This is a genomic window from Armatimonadota bacterium (assembly GCA_029907255.1).
Lineage (GTDB): Bacteria > Armatimonadota > UBA5829 > DTJY01 > DTJY01 > JAIMAU01.
The window spans coordinates 258,626-277,771 of the sequence record JARYMF010000002.1; the positions used below are offsets into that span (position 1 = coordinate 258,626).

At 47.3% G+C, this 19,146-nt stretch carries 12 protein-coding genes; 2 read left to right on the forward strand and 10 right to left on the reverse strand.

Annotation, left to right across the window (positions count from 1 at the left end; genetic code table 11):
• Window positions 1-153: 153 nt before the first annotated feature.
• Window positions 154-1,233: a 3-phosphoserine/phosphohydroxythreonine transaminase gene (gene serC, locus QHH26_02420; GenBank protein MDH7480816.1), complete on the reverse strand. Its 1,080-nt coding sequence runs from the start codon at window positions 1,231-1,233 to the stop codon at window positions 154-156.
• Window positions 1,234-1,402: 169 nt separating this feature from the next.
• Here serC and QHH26_02425 point away from each other — a divergent pair, with 169 nt between their 5' ends.
• Entirely contained in the window at window positions 1,403-2,212 is an 810-nt protein-coding gene (locus tag QHH26_02425) for an MBL fold metallo-hydrolase (GenBank protein MDH7480817.1), read from the forward strand.
• Between the two features lie 39 nt (window positions 2,213-2,251).
• Here the strand turns inward: QHH26_02425 and QHH26_02430 are convergent, their stop codons facing one another.
• The 4 genes from QHH26_02430 to QHH26_02445 all read right to left on the reverse strand — a co-directional run bounded on the left by QHH26_02430 (window position 2,252) and on the right by QHH26_02445 (window position 8,812).
• Window positions 2,252-4,333 carry a hypothetical protein gene (locus QHH26_02430; protein ID MDH7480818.1) on the reverse strand — a complete coding sequence of 694 codons (2,082 nt, stop codon included), beginning with the start codon at window positions 4,331-4,333 and terminating at the stop codon, window positions 2,252-2,254.
• A 71-nt stretch (window positions 4,334-4,404) separates the two neighbouring features.
• Window positions 4,405-6,468, reverse strand: coding sequence for a hypothetical protein (locus tag QHH26_02435; protein ID MDH7480819.1), 2,064 nt, complete (start codon window positions 6,466-6,468; stop codon window positions 4,405-4,407).
• Between the two features lie 275 nt (window positions 6,469-6,743).
• A complete protein-coding gene (locus tag QHH26_02440; protein MDH7480820.1) occupies window positions 6,744-7,517 on the reverse strand; it encodes an SPFH domain-containing protein in 774 nt (257 codons plus the stop codon).
• A 2-nt stretch (window positions 7,518-7,519) separates the two neighbouring features.
• On the reverse strand, window positions 7,520-8,812 hold the full coding sequence (locus QHH26_02445) for a nodulation protein NfeD (GenBank protein MDH7480821.1): 1,293 nt from the start codon (window positions 8,810-8,812) through the stop codon (window positions 7,520-7,522).
• Between the two features lie 283 nt (window positions 8,813-9,095).
• Between QHH26_02445 and QHH26_02450 the strand changes: the two genes are divergently transcribed.
• Window positions 9,096-13,481, forward strand: coding sequence for a SpoIVB peptidase S55 domain-containing protein (locus QHH26_02450; protein ID MDH7480822.1), 4,386 nt, complete (start codon window positions 9,096-9,098; stop codon window positions 13,479-13,481).
• A gap of 142 nt (window positions 13,482-13,623) precedes the next feature.
• Here QHH26_02450 and QHH26_02455 read toward each other — a convergent pair whose 3' ends face one another.
• Genes QHH26_02455 through QHH26_02475 form a run of 5 tightly spaced genes read right to left on the reverse strand, consistent with a single transcriptional unit; the run spans window position 13,624 to window position 19,059 of the window.
• Entirely contained in the window at window positions 13,624-15,099 is a 1,476-nt protein-coding gene (locus QHH26_02455) for a hypothetical protein (protein MDH7480823.1), read from the reverse strand.
• Window positions 15,096-16,295 (reverse strand): 2-C-methyl-D-erythritol 4-phosphate cytidylyltransferase, encoded by a 1,200-nt coding sequence (gene ispD / locus QHH26_02460; protein MDH7480824.1) that lies wholly within the window; start codon window positions 16,293-16,295, stop codon window positions 15,096-15,098. The genes QHH26_02455 and ispD overlap by 4 nt, the downstream gene beginning before the upstream one ends.
• Entirely contained in the window at window positions 16,240-17,460 is a 1,221-nt protein-coding gene (locus QHH26_02465; GenBank protein MDH7480825.1) for a TRAM domain-containing protein, read from the reverse strand. The genes ispD and QHH26_02465 overlap by 56 nt, the downstream gene beginning before the upstream one ends.
• A 12-nt stretch (window positions 17,461-17,472) precedes the next feature.
• Window positions 17,473-18,582, reverse strand: coding sequence for an NADH-quinone oxidoreductase subunit D (locus QHH26_02470; GenBank protein ID MDH7480826.1), 1,110 nt, complete (start codon window positions 18,580-18,582; stop codon window positions 17,473-17,475).
• A 39-nt stretch (window positions 18,583-18,621) separates the two neighbouring features.
• Window positions 18,622-19,059 carry an NADH-quinone oxidoreductase subunit C gene (locus tag QHH26_02475; protein ID MDH7480827.1) on the reverse strand — a complete coding sequence of 146 codons (438 nt, stop codon included), beginning with the start codon at window positions 19,057-19,059 and terminating at the stop codon, window positions 18,622-18,624.
• Window positions 19,060-19,146 lie beyond the last annotated feature (87 nt).

A 19,146-nucleotide genomic window follows, 5' to 3' on the forward strand; every position in this document is an offset into this window, starting at 1 on the left:
GTTCTCGCCATTTGGTAGCTTAAGATTAAAAGAAAATCGATGTTGCTATTGATTTAGCAACACGAAGTTTTGGAATCCTTCTTATCTAATTACCAAAAACAAAAGCCCGGGGCATTCCCCGGGCCTTTCATCAACAGTTTTTCATTTGTCAGTTTATCCGTTCTTACGCTCGAACTCTTTCATGAACGAGACGAGGGCGTCCACAGCATCCTGACCTACGGCATTATAAATGCTTGCACGGAGCCCACCAACAGATCGGTGACCTTTTAGACCTACTAATCCTTCTTTCTTAGCTTCATTGACAAAGGCTTCTTCGAGTTCCTCGCTTGGCAGGCGCCAAACTACGTTCATAATTGAGCGGCTTTCCTTGTCAGCAGGGGTAATCCAAAAGTCGCTTGAATCTAGCACATCATAGATTGCCTTTGCTTTTGCTTCGTTTATTTTTTGTATTGCTTTTATGCCACCGAGAGAGGTTACCCAATCGGTCACGAGCTTTAGAATGTAGACCGCCCATGTATTCGGCGTGTTGTAAAGGCTCTTTTCCTCTGCGTGCGTCTTGTATCGTAGGAATATGGGAACGTCTTCTGGACAGCGATCCATCAGGTCTTTTCGGATGATAACGAGAGCTAATCCTGATGGCCCTAGATTTTTTTGCGCCCCAGCGTAAATCAATCCAAACTGATTTACGTCTATCACTCTGGACATTATCTCGCTAGACATATCGGCGACTAATGGGGCTGTAGTTTTTGGGAATGTAGGATAGCGGATGCCTCCTATCGTCTCATTTGAGCATATGTGTACATATTCGGCATCAGGACTCAAGTTGAGCTCGCTCTCTTTCGGGATGCGCATGTAGTTTTCGTCCTTGCCGTCCCAAGCAATATTAACACTTCCTGTAACTTTAGCTTCTTTGATTGCTTTTGATGACCAACTTCCTGTGTGGATGTAGTCAGCCGTCTTTCCCTTTCTGCGCAGATTCATTGGAATCATAGCGAACTGGAGGCTTGCTCCTCCTTGGAGGAAGAGGACGGCATAGTCGTCCGAGATTCCCATAAGCTTTCGGACGTTTTCCTCTGCCGCGTCGTTTAGCGCTGAGTAGAACTTCGAGCGATGGGACATTTCCATGACAGACATGCCCTCGCCACCACAGTCGAGCATTTCCGCCTGTGCCTTCTCAAGAACGGGGAGAGGGAGGGCGGCAGGTCCGGCATTGAAGTTGTATACTCGTGCCATGCGTTGCTCCTTGAATAGAGATTTCGTAGTTCTATATTACCAGATAAGCGCTATGGCGTGCAAGACGTTGCCACGATTTGGTTAATGGTCCCCTACAGCTTGTAATCCCAATCGTAATATGTTATAATTTATTCAAAATTGAGACCGCGGTAGACGGGACTAAAATAAATTGGATTTCTCTGTTCATTCGCTGGGCAGCGGGAGTTCGGGAAACTCCATGCTGGTCCAGGCCGGGGGTACAAAAATTCTGCTTGACGCGGGTTTGTCTGTGCGGCAGCTCCAAAAGAGGCTGTCGAAATTCCACGTATCGCTGGCCGACCTAGACGCTATCTTTCTTACCCACGAACACGGTGACCATTCTAAAAGCGCCTATATATTATCTCGCTTTTACAATATCCCGGTTGTTGCGAACTTTGCTACTTTATCAGAAATTGCTTTCGGTCAAATTCCCTCAAATTGGTTGGTTATAGAGACCGGCTCGTCCTTAGCATTAAAGGACATTCTTGTCGAGTCATTCCCCGTTTCCCATGACGCGGTCGAGCCAGTGGGATATAACGTTTATTACAAGTTTTGGAAAGTGTCGTTGGTAACAGATACAGGGGTGGCCAGAAAAGATATCCTTGAGAAGGTTGAAGGTGCAAACTTAGCGATTGTTGAGTCAAATCACGATGTTGAAAAATTAATTAACGGCCCGTATCCATGGTTCCTCAAATCTCGAATATTGAGCAATCGCGGCCACCTTTCAAATGAAGCGGCGGCGAATCTGATATTAGAGCATGCATCGAGCGGCCGCCCTACATGTTATTGGCTTGCGCATCTTAGTGAAACGAACAACTCTCCTCGCTTGGCTCGCAAATATGTTCAACGCCAGCTTTCTAAAGCTGGTCTTAGGAATGCTGTACTTGAGGTAGCCCTTCGCGATACCGTAAGCCTAACCTGGCGGCCAGGCAAACGCAGTTATCAGCGAAAATTGTTCTGAGACGATTCCCATTTCGAAGCTGGCGAAGGTTTTTTGATATCAATTGCCAGTTTTTGCCCAAGGTCCACCTTTGTTTGCTGACATTTGCTGTTGGACTATGTGGAATTTCTCAATTATCCGGCTGCCAGAGGTAAGGTCCCAAATTGAAATGCCTTTCAGTCGAAGGCCCAGGACTGTAGTTATCCAAGCTGGCCCCCAGCCGCTCTCAACACACCATGCTCCCCAGCCAATGTCGCCTGATGCCGACCAATAGTCCCATTTGCGATAGTCGAAGGCTCTGAACCAAGTCCCATCTAAATAGGGAATTTTCGGTGCTTTGACTTGGATGCGGCAGAGGAACTCTGCCAACTTATCCTCGGCTTGCTTTAACCGTTTGTCTCTAGTAGCAGCATATGCTTCATGGAATCCAAGAAGCGCAAAACCAGTTGTGTAAAGCTGGTCACTTGCTGGGTCACCGTTCTCTTGTATTAGTGGAGTCTCGGTCGTTCCATATGCTTCGTTTGATTGAGGTATGTTGAAGCCAGTTGGGCCGCTGCCGAAGAGTTCTTGAATTGCTCCCGACTTGTCCTGCCTAGCAATCAGGTCGTCTGCAATTTGATCCAGCCACTGTCGGTGTAAAGGAGTATCCTCTAGTCGAACTAACCAGGCAAGGCAGAGAAGCATTCTCGAGCGCTCAATGCTGTCATTCCATCGCCAACCATTGGGATATGCCTCCATTGTCATGCGGATTGCCGTTTTTGTTCGTTCGATGAATGGCTTATAGCCGGTCTGCTTATATGCCCAAAGGTTGCACGCCCAAAGATATGACTCGTGATGAGGTGAATAGTTGATTGTCGGCGAGTCATTATATGCTTTCCATCCTTGTGCTTCAATATTTGGCATGTCAATACGGTCGCCTCGAAAGCCGAGTGTGCCGGTAGTACGCAAGTTTGCGAGAAGGATACGCAGGAGGTTCTCATCCCATCTATCTGTATTTAGGCATGCGGCGGCGACCATGGTGCTTAGTGCAACGCGCGCGTTGTCATCGCTGTAGTTTGCAATCTCCCACGCTGGGGCGATGTTCCCCCAACTGATGAGTCCGAAGGCTGGGTGCTCGGGATTACCTCTTTCTCGGCCGTGCATGCCCGATGTGAAGTAAAAATAGTCGAGCAAGTTCTGCGCAACATTTCGGCTTTTCGCATCCCCATTTACTGCCCAGCTGAGCGCAAGTGCCATTGCTACCTCTGCGTTACAATCTGAGCGAATAGGTATTCTTTGGTCTTGGCTTCCATCATATCGAATTTGAGAGGCATAGCCTTCTAGAATGCCGTGCGAGCCATCGCCGACGGGAGAATTGGGTCCGGGAACGGGTCGGGTTTCAACTCCTGCTTTCAACAGCTGGTGTATCTCTGCTTCTTCGGATGGGTGTATAAGAAGGCGAGAATGATGATAGTATTCTACTGCCTTTTTGAAAGCCCGTGCTTCGAAGTCCTTTGGTAGCGGTTGACTTGGCCCAAACATTGGTCTCACAATGGGCGTCCATTCAATGGTTGGGCGGTTCTCAGGGTCAAGGACGGAAAGTATATGTTCCCAGACAGCCTGCCAAGCTTTGGTTGGAGCATACCTGCTGGTGATGAAACTGCTCAATTTGGTCGTTGCGATTAGAAGGTTTTCTTTTTCAAAAAGGGCGGGATGTGTTTCTTGTGGGAGGCCAAAGACTGCTTTGTCAAATCCTGCCACCCTGGCAAAAACAAGAAGCGGCTTTTCTGCTTTGCATGGTATAAAGATACATTCGTGAGCAGTAAGGATTTGAAGCATTGGCAAGGATTCACCGAATGTGCTTGATGCTACGACTATGCGTTCCCAACCCGCCTTTCGTGGCTCGGCTAGCTCTATATCCGGTAAAGCCTCTGGATATTCAATATAAAGCTTAAGCCCTTTATTGGCGGCAATGTCAAAAACTGCAGGGTCGATGTGGGTTCGCACGCTTGGGTAACCATCAGCGAGTACGAGGACTCCCGACCCTGGCTTGGCATGCTTGACAGCATCTATCGCCGTATCGAATCTGTGGCATTTATAACCACAGCTCTTTAGTGCCAAATATAGGTCATTTTTAGTGCTTGAGCAAAAAGATAGGTTCAATTCTTTGCCTCCTGCGCAACATGTCAAGCTAAGCGAAATTAGAACAAAGCAGAGCAAAATTCTGGAATTTTTCATACCGAACATTCCTCTGTGGACACCTTCCAGTCATCACCCACTTTCTGGCCGGAATGAATGCGTCCGTCTGCCGTGCGAAGACCGTGGAAGGACACATCAACCCAGTCCTTAGGGCATGATGCTCCAATCTGGGTCTTCCCCCAGTAGTCGGAAACCAGGGCATCGTTAAGTGCTTGCAGGTAAAGGCCATGGCTGGTGACGTAGAAAGGACTTCCGACTGCCCCTGAGGTTTCGTATATCTGAATCCAATCTGGGTCAACATATTTTCCTCGCAGGAATTGGCCAAGCTCGTGAAGCAAACCATCGGCATCCTTCATGTGTGACGCGGCGAGGAGATATGCGGCAAGTGTCCACCCGTAATATATGTTCTCTCTAACTCCGGCACAGATATCGTAACGTCGTTCGTAGGCGCGGAGCACATGGTCACCCACACGTCCCATTGGTAGGAAAATTAGTGGGTTAAGCTGGACAGGATGTTTTTCTTTGCCTATTTGCTCGCTTCCCAATTGCCCTTCGCAAGTAGCGCATACACCAGCTGTTTCATCATATAGCCGATTGAAGGCAAGTCCATCGGTGAGAATCTGTTTCCAGCGGTCAAACTCGGGCTCGTGCTGGTCAAGTTCCTCAGCCATTTCTAGTGCAATCTTGAGCGCATAATTAGCGCTAAAAAGAGCGCAAAGGTAATTTTTCGCATTTATTCCGCCCATTTCGTCCTGTCCCATCGAAGGTTTGATTTGGATGCCCCAAGTCCTATCATCTTCTTGTTTTAGGATTGAGCCGAAGAACCGCGCCGATTCTCTAACAATAGGCCAGGCTACCTCTAATGTCCACTCTCGATTTCGAATATGCATGGCAGCTTCACGCGCCATTCTTGCTGGGTATGCGGCGTTGTGGATTTCAAATTGGCAATAGTTTGGGTAGCCATCGCTTAAGAGTTTTGAATCAGGACCGATTGGGAATTCCCATGCCCACATTGCACCCTCGGCACCATAAACCCTCCTAGTATACTCCTGCATGTTCTGAAGCCTTTGGCGGTAGAATTCAACCCACGAGCGGGCAATGTCGAGATGTCCTAGTCTTAGGAGAGCGGGGTGAATAAATGAGAGATCCTGTGGGAATCCAAATGGCCAACAGTTACCAGACCAACCGTTCGGTGGCGCTGGGGCTCGAACATCTGGCGCATAGCTTGACAGCACGTAGAATAGTGACCTTGCCCAAAGTGCTTGATACTGCGGCACAGGAATGTTTATAAATGCATCGCCCCATCGCCGATGCCAGGCTTGCGCTGCTTCTGCGGCGAATTGCTCAGGCGAGCGAATCGAATCAAGTTCATGCTCAATTTCTTGCTTGCGGTGAGCGCCGCCGACGCCAACTAACAAAAAGTGACTTCCACTTTCCCCTTCGAATCTAATATTCAAGCCGTCAGTGCCGGCTTTGATATGGCAATCCCCTTGGGTGCTAATAATCCGCAAGCATAGGAAGCTGTCCGCATTGCCTACTTTTATGCGGCAAACCCATCTCTTTGCTTCCGAATCAAAGATTATACTTTGAGCTTTTCCAATCAGATGTTGGCTGTAGTGAGTATAAACGTCCGTTTCAGGCGATACGATTATATCTGGTATTTGCTTTCCAATAGATTCAAATCGCAAGTCTATGGCGAGAAGATCCCGACGGTAGGGATGAAAATAGGAGGTGATGTCATACCGCAAGCTTGGCCGCCATATTTGTGTTCGAAGCTTGCCTTCATAAATGTCAAGTTCTTGCCGATACTTCAACGGCGGTTCATGCGGTGTAGTTGCCCAGGCAATGCGGGCGACCGGTAGCCAGTAGTCGAGCCCCCATGCACCTCGATGCCAGTGGTCAGCATGCATTAGACGCGTGTTGCTTATTGTCTCGGATGGCTTCCCACGAAATCCATTGTTCATCAAGCCATATGCATCAAAGCATGCACCAGCGCGGCCACTGCCAATATAGAGATTAACATGTTCTCTTAAACAAAGGGGCCAGGAATTGCGGAGAATCCTCCCAACTTGGATTGCTTCTCTGAGTTCATTGCTCATGCGCCGAGAATAGCGAAAATTGCACGAGGTGTCAAGCCTTTGGTGGAGTGGATGTCAAAAAGGAGCGCTGGCTGAAACTGGTGTAGTCTGCTAGCGCTCCTTTTGCATAATCAGGTCCGCCTCTGCAACGACCTTCTCGGAGGTCTGCTTGCCGCGTGCCTGAGCTAATACTGATTATGGCACGCAGATAAGAAGCCTTCAGGGATTAAATATGCTAGTTTGTAAAAACAAGCAAATTTAACAGGATTCGGCCCAGGATGCCCCAGCTTTGATTCCTATTTATTTTCTTTTAGATTCTTGATAAAGGGTTCAAATAAATCTATTGGTACTGGGAAAATGGTTGTGCTGTTATGTTCGCTCGCGACCTCAGTAAGTGTCTGAAGGAATCTAAGCTGAATCGCTGCAGGTTCCTTGCTAATAATCGCCGCGGCTTGAGCCAATTTCTCAGCTGCTTGGAATTCGCCTTCTGCATTGATGATCTTTGCGCGGCGCTCGCGTTCGGTCTCTGCCTGCTTTGCCATCGCGCGCTTCATGCCGTCAGGTAGGATAACGTCTCTAATCTCGACGCTTGTAACCTTGACACCCCATGGCTCGGTTTGTTCGTCAATGACTGTTTGAAGGTGTTCGTTTATCTTTTCGCGTTCGGATAGGAGCTCGTCGAGCATTGCTTGACCGACGGTGCTTCGAAGGGTCGTTTGGGCAATAAGAGCCGTCGCTTTTACAAAATTTTCAATCTTCAAAACGGCGTCTTGAGCATTTACAACGCGGAAGTATACAACTGCATCAACGGTGACTGGAACATTATCCCTCGTCATCATCTCCTGCTTGGGTACGTCCATCGTCACAATGCGTAGGTCAATACGAAACAGAGTGTCTACAAACGGAATAATAAATCGTAAGCCAGGCAATTTTACATGACTGAAGCGTCCCCACCTGAGTACAACTCCTCGTTCGTATTCTTTGATTACCCGCACCGCAGAAGGCATTACTATTGCACCAAAAAAGAAAAGTGCGACAATTATTACCGTAATCGTTACATCTGCTGTCATAGCTAGCTCTCCTTTCTAACTTTAAGTGTTAGCTTATCAACTGCAACTATTCGAACTCGCTCGCCCTTTTTTACTGGGTCGCCTTCAGCAATAGCGTTCCAGTATTCACCTTCGATAAACACTTTGCCTTTAGGGTTGAGGTCGGTTCTGGCTTCCACTACCTGGCCAACTAAGCCTTCAGCACCTGTAACTACTTTGAGTTTTTGGGCGCGTGCGCCTGCACCTAACGCAAACAAGAAGAATCCGGCAGTCAGAATTGTCATTGTTATTACAAGTGTCATCGAGATTCGCATGGCAGGCGTCCTGGTCTCAAAAAGGATTAAAGATCCTATAATAAACGCAATAATCCCTCCTACTGTGAGTATCCCGTGTCCTGGAACAAAGAGATCTGTTACAAAAAGGATTATCCCAAAGGCGATTAGCAAAATTCCCGTTAGGTTGATTGGCAAAATGGCGAACGAGTATAAAGCCAGTAAAAGGGCGATGCCGCCGATTACTCCAGGGAAGATTGAACCTGGATTGTTTAATTCGAAAATAATTCCATATATTGCTATTAGCATAAGTATATAAGCGACATTGGGGTTGCTTATTATATGGAGAAATTTTTCACGAATTGAAGGCGCAATCTCTTTTAAAGTTGCACCTTTGGTGTTTATGGTATGCATTCCATCGGCTGTCTTGACTTTTCGGCCATCAAGCTGATTGAGCAGGTCGCGCATATCTTTGGCGATAATGTCAATAACATTCTTTTTTATAGCTTCCTCCTCTGTTGAGGAAATGCTCTTGCGCACAATCATCTCAGCCCATTCAACATTCCTCCCACGTCGTTTTGCAATGGAGCGTGCGTAGGCTGCGGCATCGTTTTCAATTTTAGTAGCCATGGTTTTGTCTACCTGCTCGCCTCCGATGTTGACCGGGTGTGCCGCACCAATGGCTGTTCCTGGACTCATTGCCGCAATATGGGAGGCGAGGGTTATTATCGCACCCGCCGAAGCCGCCCGTGCACCCTGGGGCCAAACGTACACCACTATTGGTACACGGCTGTTGAAAAAGTCTTTGACTATGGCGCGCATCGAGTCATCTAGGCCACCAGGGGTTTCCAGTTTGATGATAAGCGCTTGCGCGTTATCCTGCTCGGCAATTTCGATTGCTCGGTGAATATATTGAGCAATGGCAGGACCTATGGGTCCTTCGACTCGAATGATATCTACTGTAGGCGCAGAGGCTGCCATTGCCGATAATGAGAGAAGTATAATTGCTAGAATCGGTGCAAAGGAAGCAAAGGTTTTAGGCATGATTTCTCCTTGCAAGTTTTTTCGAAAGAGGCTCTCATTGAGGGCATATTATAGGTTTTTTTTAGAAAAGTCAAGTAAACCTATTGGGTTTGTCTGAAGTGCAAAGATAACCTTTGTGAGAGGAATTGCCTTTCGTTTTTAGGTCCAAAGCCTTTCCTAAAAAGTTGTTGGCTTTGATTTCTCTTGACTCTAATTCCTAGAAGGTGATATAAACTAGTAACAAAACCGAAATCGAGATTTATCGCACTATTTACCGCTTCTTTTAATGAAAGGGATTCGGCGCATGTCTCTCAAAAGGCTCTGGATTCTCCCCATTTTATTTGGTCTGTTTGTTGGCTTTTCTGCCAATGCGGCAAATAAAGTAATGCCTCCTATTGACCTGGTTGATGCGAAGAACATAATACTCGTCGATGAAATTAAGCCAGGTATGAAGGGTTATGGTAAGACGGTCTTCCGAGGAACTAAAATCGAGACCTTTCAGGTTGAAGTTCTCGGCATAATGAAAAAGGTTAACTTCGGCACCGACCTAATCTTGGTTAAAATGACGGGCGGGCCGATTACGGCTCGAGGTGCGAACTTAATCCAGGGAATGAGTGGAAGCCCCATTTATCTGAACGGCAAAATTGCTGGGGCGTTGGCTTACGGCGAGGCTTTTGGAAAAGAGCCCATTGCCATGGTAACGCCAATCCAGTATATGCTAGAGGCGTGGGACCCCAAGTTGCCAAGCAAGCCGTCCTCATTCTTCCCATTTAGTACCACTGGTCTACAGCGGCCAATTACTCTAAATGGGAAATCCTATTCGAAAATAAGCATTGACTATGCTGGTACGCAATTGGCGCCAGAGCCAGGCGTTCTGTACATGCGTCCGCTTGCCACGCATATATTAGTTAGTAGCATGTCGCCTAGAATTATGGCTTGGCTTAGCGAAAGTCTCAAGCCATTAAATGTGATTCCAATCGCTGGTCCAGGCAGAGCGGTTGACAAAGCAAATCTAGATATAGACATCCAGCCAGGCGCTGCTGTCGGAGTTTCTTTCGTTACTGGTGACCTTGATGCCACAGGGATTGGAACGGTGACTTATCGGCGAGGAAATAAAATAGTTGCCTTCGGACATCCAATGTTCTCAGATGGCTTGATGAACGGCATTGGCCCAATGGCCGCCCCACTCACCACTGCATATGTGTATGATATATTTCCAAGTATTATGGTCTCGAGTAAGATTGCGGCTCCGGTTAAGACGATTGGATGCGTTTTTCAGGATAGACCGTGGGCTATTGCTGGTGAGATTGGTAGAAAAGCAGAAACCATCCCAGTAATTGTTCACGTCACTGACAAGGCAACCGACCGAAAGAGGGATTTTCGCGTCGAAGTAATCAATCATCCATTGCTTGCAATGAATTTCATTGTGGCAGCAACCGCAGAGGCGATTTTTGAATTAAGAGGCAGCCCAGGCGATGCTACTGCAAATGTGAAGGTCCAGGTAACCGCAGAAGAGTTAGGTACAATTACACGGGAAAATGTCTTTTTCGATCCTGTCTCGATAGACATGGAATCGGTAAATGAGCTTATACAAATTTTGAGCATGCTTCGCTTCAACCCCTTCTATCCGGTAGCAGTTCAGAAAGTAGAAGTATGGGCAGATATAACACCAAAGCATCCCACGGCTAAAATCGATCGCGTATTCCTAAAAGAAGCCAAGTATAAGCCAGGCGATACAGTTGAGATTGGCGTTGTGCTTAAACCTTTCAAAGGCGAAAAACAGACAAAAACCATCAAGCTAGAGCTTCCGAAGAATATGCAGTCGGGAAATTACCAAATACAAATCCGAGGCGGCGCCAGCAGCGGCGTGGCGATGGTTGTTTCTGAGGAAGGCGTGCAGGAGTCTTTGATTATTGGTGGGCAGTCGGTTATTTCGCCTTCGAGGCCTGCATTTGAGAACCTCCAGCAAATGGTTAGGAAATTTCTGGAGCGTGAAAAGAACAACGAATTGGTAGCAAAGATAACGCTTCCAAAGCTTGTGCCAAGCATTGGCGGAGAAAAACTCTCTGGGCTTCCACCTTCTATCGCCGATGCAATGAGATCTTCAAAATCCAGCGCCCTCGCCACAGAGCGCGATGAGGTCAAGACCGTTGTTTCAACCGATTGGATCATTCAGGGTATGCAAATGCTTTCAATATCCGTACAGAAGGTGGAAAAGAGCGAGAAGAAGTCCACGTCGCCAAAGGGCCCTGAAAGTGCACAACCACCTAGCTCTCAAGGAGGCGAGGAAGAGCAGGATGAAGGTTCGGCTCCAGGACGTAGTGAAGGCAAGCCGTCGGAGACGGATTATTCGGAATTTGGCATACCGTCGTATGGTGATATTCAAACTAGGGTTCTATCCTCGACGACTGAGCCTCCCGCCAAGTCTGAGCCCCAGAAAACAGATAAACAAACCGAGATGCTGGGGAGCAAGACCGAATCTCCCAAGGGGACTACTTCTCCTACTACTTCTACAGCATCTACTGAAGAGAAGCCAGTGGGCAGAGCGGCATCAGTTTGGAAGCAAACCACGCGTAGCGATTTTATGCTAGGCACCTTTGTAAACACTGCCGCAACTTCTGGCGACCTTCTATTATTGGCAAGCTCCATCAAGCCGTTTTTCGAGTCAAGCGAGACTTTCGTATGGTCCCTTCTTCCAGACGGCAATGGAAACATTTTTGCGGGTACAGGTAATAACGGCATCATATATAAAGTGGCTGCGGATGGAACGGCGTCTGTTTATTATGACTCCGATGAGCTGGCAATCCACAGCTTGGCGTTGGATTCCGCTGGCAATGTCTATGCTGGAACTTCTCCAAATGGGAAGGTTCTGAAAATTGCCCCCGATGGCAAGGCTACCGCGCTTTTCGATGCTGACGAAAAATATATATCGGCTCTTTCACTCGATAGCAAAGGCAACATTTATGCAGCGACTGGCGATAAATGCAAGGTTTACCGAATATCGCCTGACTCAAAGGTAGAAGTCCTGCTCGATACTTCAGAATTCCATGCTCTATCGCTAGCTGTAGACAGAAACGATAATGTGTACGTTGGCACTGGCCTCAACGGTATAATCTACAAAATTACACCAGCCGGCAGGGTTAGCGTATTTTATGATGCTGCCGAAGAATCTGTGACAGCGCTTGCCGTTAATGAGAGTGGCGTGGTTTTTGCGGGCACATCGCCCAAGGGCGTCATTTACAAGCTAGCGCCAGATGCACCTTCAAGAGTACTTTACGACAAAGCAGGTACGGGAATATATGGCATTGTTGCCGAAGCTTCTGGGAATGTTTATGCGCTCAATGCATCTAACGTCTTCAAGATATTTCCGGACGAAACAGTCTGCACTTTAAACAACGAGCATGATGTGCAATTTCTATCGCTAGCGGTTTCAAATGGTACTCTGTTCGCAGGCACTGGAAATATAGGGTCAATTTACCGGGCAGATGTAGGCAAAACGACTGAAGGTACATATGAGTCGCCGGTGCACGACTGCGGGCAAGCTTCCTCGTGGGGTGTGATTACTTGGACTGCGGAGACTCCCAAGGGTTCATCTGTTACGCTCCGAACACGCACAGGGTGGGTGGCCGAACCTGATTCCACATGGAGCGAGTGGTCATCACCCTATCTATCATCTGGTTCAAAGATTGCCAGTCCGCCGGGAAGATATATTCAGTATATAGCAACGCTTGCTACCGAAGATGCCTCAATTAGCCCCAAGCTGAGGGATGTTGAAATCGTTTTTCTCCCTAAGAATCAAAGCCCAAAGGTTACGTTTGTCTCGCCTAAGGGAGGAGAGAAGTGGTCAAAGAAAAAGACAATCAAGTGGACGGGCGCTGACCCAGATAACGATACTCTAACTTATGAGCTTTTTTGTTCTACCGATAATGGTGCGACTTGGCAGAAGTTGAGCGATAAAGTTAAGTCTTCACCAGAAACGACTAACAACTCGCCGAGAGAGCAGTCGTCCGAGAAAAAGGAGCTCAATCGAAAGGCAACTGCGCCGATTAGCATAAAAAACGATGACCCTGAGAAAATGATTGCGGAGATGGCTGCCGAGCTTGAAAAGCACCCCGAAATTCCGCAGGACGTGAAAGACAAGATAATGGAACAAGCGCCATCAATTATTGCAGAGGGAAGCAGGCAGGCTAAAGAAAATGCAGATTCAAGAGAAGAGGACAGCAAGGCAGAGGTCAAGACGGATACTTCTTCAACTAAGCAAACAAGCTTTACATGGGATACTTCGAAGTATCCTGACGGAACATATCTAATCAAAATTGTAGCTTCAGACCGAACAAGCAATCCTATAGACCCTCTTACGGTCGAAGCGATTTCTGAGCCGTTTATAGTAACGAACAAAGCTCCGAAGGTTTATGCGTTTAAAAAGACTCTCACCATCTTGGCGGACAGGTCTGTGAGGGTAGAGGGTGTGACGTTCCACGACGTAGTGGGGGTCGCTGGTGTCCAATTTAAGGTTGACTCTGGAGATTGGATGGCGGCGGCTGCCTCTGATGGCATATTCGATACGCAATTCGAAACTTTCGTAGTGGTGACACAGCCTCTTGACAAAGGAAAGCACACTGTTGAGATTAAATCAATCGACCAAGCTGGTAATGCGGCGTCCACAAAGTTAGAGGTTGAAATTAACTAGCTACTTGTATAAAGTTGTTTGGACCACCTAATAGATTTGGTGTGAAAATAAATCCGCATTGCCTCTTGTTTGCTTCGCTGAAGATAGTTAAAAGCCTTGGTTGCTGATTTAAGTTGCCGCTGAATATGAGTGGTCGACAATTTCAGAAATTAACACCATAGATCTCGCCGTCCACGAACTCGAACCTAAGGCGGACGCATTCGTAGCGATGGTCGGCAATTGATGCATTTTTCCACCTAAGAATGTGCTCTTCGCAATCTCCTTGGACTGGTATCGAGTCATTTAGGTGAAAGCCAGGAAGCTTTCTGCCAAAAGCGTCGCATAATTCAGCTTTCAACCAGCCGCGGATGTTTGCATCAACGCATATTTCTTCGCGGGACGGGAAGAGTGGGTCGGTAATGAACCCGCCTAGCGTGCGTCCAGCACTTAAACCAACAAAACGGTTTTTTGCAAAGCAAGACCCCATAGTCTTAACTCTATGGACCTTTGCATTGTGTGGGTCAGGCGTTCCAAAATAGAGCACCAACCATTGGTTGCCCAGGTCTACCCAGGAGTTTGCGGCATAAATGCCCTTTGTATCCATTGCTCCTGAGCCTTCTTCCGAGCGAGGAATCCAGCCTCCGCGGACGGGGCGCTCCCAGTAGCTTCCGTCGCGCGAAAAGCAAAGGTCGGTGTCCATCGTCTGCTGCCCGTCTTCAACGCGATAGTAACCTAACATGCCTATCATCAAGTCTTCATGCCATTGGACGGCTAAAAAATAGAACTGCAGGTCCCATGGGTCGCGGTCGTCGGGCATTAGAATTAGCTCAGGGTTACTCCAATTTATGCCATCTTCGCTTAATCGTCGGTGGATAAGACGGTGGACCCCCGGCGCGTTATCCACATCTACTCGTCGGTCTGGTATTGCTGGATGAAGCCAGACGGAATAACACTCAAAGCGGCCAAGCTGGTCGTTGAAATAAACATGCGTCGAGTCGTTTGTCCAAAGGCGTTTGCGTGCCAGAACTTCGCTTTGTGGGAGCGAAATTTCTATCATCTTTTCAGGACTTAGTCCTTCGGCTAGCTTCCATAGGCCGCCGTCATGCGGATGGTATAGGACTGGCTTCTCAATGTTTGGCACGCGCCAGCGTAAGCCGTCTTCACTTTCAGCGATTAGGTAGCGCAGATGCCCTTCTCGATGCTTCCAAAAGTACATACGCCATCGCCCGTCTGGTAGCTGTAGAACTTTTGGATGCGTGAGGAATGTTTGGTCGCGGATGCCTTCAAAGCAGATAAGATTAGTGTCATGTCCGTCAATCTCTACTTGACCTAGTAGTTTTGGAGTCCAGTGGAAAGCATTGAGCGATTCCCAGACGCCGATGCGCATCCCCGATTGTCCCATAATATTAGTCATACCATAAGTCCGATATGTGCCGTCTTCTATAGGGATTGGGTCGCACAGCATTATATTTTCGAAATTCGGTCCAGGGCTTTCAATCTGGCATTCTACCTTCTTTACCGGTGCGTAGACATGCCGTACTCCAAATGCGCTGGCAAGGAGCTTTTCGGAAAAAAAGAATTGGCGGTGGGAAATCTCTCCCTTTGGAAGACGAGTAATTGTTGGCAAGTATTTTCTCACTTTGGAATCCCTCCATGATTTGCGGATGGATATACTGTCGCCACCGCATGGCAAGCTATGCCCTCACCTCTGCCGACAAAACCGAGCCCTTCGGATGTCGAGGCTTTTATATTCACTTGGCTGGGACTGATTCCAAGCCATTTCGCGATTTCTGAGCGCATTTCGGCAATACGAGCCGAAATTTTCGGACGCTCGGCTAGTAGCATTACATCAACATTTCCTACCGCCAAGCCTTCATTCGCAATCAACTTGCCGACCTCTGCCAACAATGTTGTGCTTCGGATGTCTTTGTACTTTGGGTCGGTATTTGGAAATAATTTTCCAATGTCCCCAAGGCCAGCGGCTCCGAGAACGGCATCCATTATTGCGTGCAGCATTACATCTGCGTCTGAGTGACCAATCAGTCCTTCCTCACTTTCAAACTCGACGCCACCTAGGTATAGCTTTCTACCCTTTTTGAGTTGATGGACGTCATATCCATAGCCAACTTTGGTTTGAAAATGACATGGAATTCTCTTACTCAAGATTGCCTCCGCAATTATGAGATCTGTTGGTGTAGTGACCTTTATGTTTTCTTGTGAGCCAGCGACAAGGACGACTGGGATGCCAATGCGCTCAACCAGGGAGGCATCGTCCGTGCCGTAGAATCCATCGGCATATGCGCGCTCGTAAGCGGCAGTAATTACCTCACGTTTGAAAGTTTGAGGGGTTTGAACTGCGTAAAGTTTGCTGCGGTCAAGTGTGGATTCAACCAATAGTCCGTTAGTAGAGGTTTTGATTGTATCCGTAACGGGTACTGCTGCCACCGCGGCGCCATAGTCCTTTGCAGCTTTAATCGAATCTTCAATAATCCCAGAGTTTACTAAGGGACGTGCTCCATCATGGATAACTATAATTTCCGCATCAGGGGAGATTGAGCTAAGGCCATTGCGGACAGAATCTTGCCGCTCTTTCCCACCTGCAACTACTTGTTTAACTTTCTTGATGTCATAGTTCTTCAGAATTTGTTTTGCACTGGGAATGTCGTCTTCTCCGACAACGAGTATAACCTCACTAACAGAAGGGGAGAGTTCAAAAGGGCGAAGTGTAAAGACAATGAGTGGTTTACCTAGTAGGGGGACGAAAGCTTTGCTTATCCCCCTACTTAATCTTCTTCCGAGGCCGGATGCTGGAATAATTGCGGATATTTCGCTCAATCAACTCATCCTCTTCTTCCTGAACGGCTTTGAGGTTTGCAAAAATCATTTTTCCCGCTACAGTCTGTAGAACGCTAGTGACAACTACGTCTATGGTCTCGCCGATATGTTTTTTTCCGCCTTCAACAACAATCATTGTGCCATCGTCGAGATAAGCGATTCCCTGGTTAGACTCCTTGCCCTCTTTAATTATAGAGACCGTTAGTTCCTCACCTGGAAGCACTACCGGCTTTAGCGCATTAGCTAATTCATTTACATTGAGAACGGTGACACCATGGAGTTCAGCCACTTTGTTTAGGTTAAAGTCGTTGGTGACAATGCAACCGCCGATGTCTTTTGCGACTTTTACTAGCTTTTCGTCAACCTCCTCAGCATCTGTTGGGTCAACCGTATCAAAGCTTTTTACAACCAAGTTCAGCTCTTTTTGCATTTGGTTGAGAATGTCTAAGCCTCGGCGGCCCCTAGCTCGCCTGAGGAAGTCTTCCGAATCGGCGATATGCCTTAGCTCCTCTAATACAAAGTTCGGAACGTAAATTGTTCCTTCAAGAAAGCCTGTGCGGCAGATATCCGCAATTCGACCGTCAATTATGACATTTGTGTCAAGAACTTTTGGCTTCTGATATTCCTTGGTGCCTAGTTCGCTGACTCGCGCCAGCCCAGGAAAGTAATGCCTAAGCTCGTCTTTGATGCTCATGGTTGTCCATACCGATATGTACATCAGGGCGACAAAGACGACTATAGCCAGGAACCAATAAGCATCACCTGCTCGGCTGGATATAAATGGTACGAATACGATGCTTAGCAATAAGCCAATGGAGAGCCCTAGGAATAATGCAATCTTATCGATGCCGTCCATGTGCTCGAATTTCTTGCTAAAGCTGACTAGATTGCGGAAAACCACCGAAGCTATGAGGATTCCACCAAAAATTCCCATTAGTACAAGGGCTGTGGTGATTATTATGGCTCTAACCTGATGGAATGCGTACCACTGGAGCCAGCGCTGTATGAACGTCATTTGGTTAATCTCTGCACGGCCTAGACCAGGCTGGTGCATTCCCAACAGGTCGTCGGTGATGCGCATGTCAGCTATTGGCTTAATTACTAACCAGAGGACAAGTATGATTGCGGCTATTGCAAGAAGAATCCAAAATGGCCTTGCTGACAAGTTTTCACCCCCTTATCTATCAACCTCACCTAGGACTATGTCAAGACTGCCAATGATTGCAACAGTGTCAGCTACTTTCCAGCCTTTCATCATTTCTCTAAGGGCGGCCAGATTAATAAATGATGGTGCACGCCAATGGAGACGATATGGGTTAGTTGAACCATCGCTAATCAGGTATACGCCAAGATCTCCCCTTGATGATTCGATATGGGTGTAGACTTCTCCTGCAGGAGGTTTTAGCACCCTGGGTACTTTGGCAGTATATTCGCCTTCGGGGAGCATGTCGAGTGCCTGTTCAACGATTTTCAGGCTTTCCCTAATTTCGCCAGTTCGAACTAGATATCTTCCTAGACAGTCTCCCGAAGTTTGCGTTACTACTTTGAAGTCCAAACGATCATATACTGAATATGGGTCATCCTTTCTGACGTCAAATGGTACGCCTGAACCGCGCAAATTTGGTCCGCTCATTCCGTAATTAACGGCATCTTCGGCTGAGATGCAGCCGACTCCGCGTGTCCTAATTAAAACTATTTCATTTTTGCTGAAGAGATCGTCTATCTCGTCCATCCGAGCAGGCATCTTTTTTAGGAAAGCCCTACATTTTTTGTCAAAACCAGCCGGCAGGTCACGCGCCACGCCTCCGGGTCGGATGTAGTTGTAGGTTAAGCGCGCCCCACAGGTCATCTCGAACAGGTCAACGATATCTTCTCTTTCGCGGAAGGCATAAATGAACGGTGTGCTGGCTCCAAGATCGAGTCCAAAAGCTCCTACAAATACAAGATGGCTAGCAATGCGATTTAGCTCCATCATAATAACCCGGATGAACTCAGCACGTTCAGGGACTTCGATGCCCATGAGCTTTTCGACTGCCAAGGCATAGACTTCATTGTTCAGCATTGAGGAGAGGTAGTCCGTTCGGTCGGTAAGGGTGACAAATTGAAGGTATGAACGCTTTTCGGCTAATTTTTCGATGCCCCTGTGGAGATAGCCTATATCTGGTTGGGCGTCAACAACTATCTCCCCATCCAGTGTAAGCACTACCCTAAGCACCCCATGTGTACTAGGGTGCTGGGGACCCATGCTTATTTGAATTTCTTCAGTTTTTAGCGTGCTTGTAGGCATATCTTAAACCATCTTCTTGATACTTAAATTACTTTTTGTTTATTGTTCTACATAATCCTTTCTTAATGGGAAACCTTCCCAAGTGGGTTCGAGAAGTATTCTCTTGAGGTTTGGGTGTCCGTCAAATCGAATGCCAAACATGTCGAAGACCTCTCGCTCCTGCCAATTAGCTGCATTCCAGACGGACGTAACCGATGGTACCTCGCAGTTCTCCTTGTCAGTTTTAATTTTTAAGGTTAGGAAGTGCTTCTTTTCAATTGAGTAGAGATGGTAAACGACATCAAATCGGTCGGGCCACTCGACAGCTGTGAGCGACATCAGATAATCAAAGTAGAGGTCTGGATTTTCTTTTAGGAATCGGCATATCTTTACAATGTCGCTGGCCTTGACTGTGAACGTTGGTTTGCCAAAGACTTCCTCGAATGCCTCAATTGAGTTAGGGAAATGTTCTTCAATTATGTTTTTTATAGTTTCCAAAGTCATTTTTCGAAAAGTTCAGTGATAAATTGAAAATAAAAGACTTCTCAGAACTTGCTAGCAACTGCCAACAGCTGCTTTTGAAGC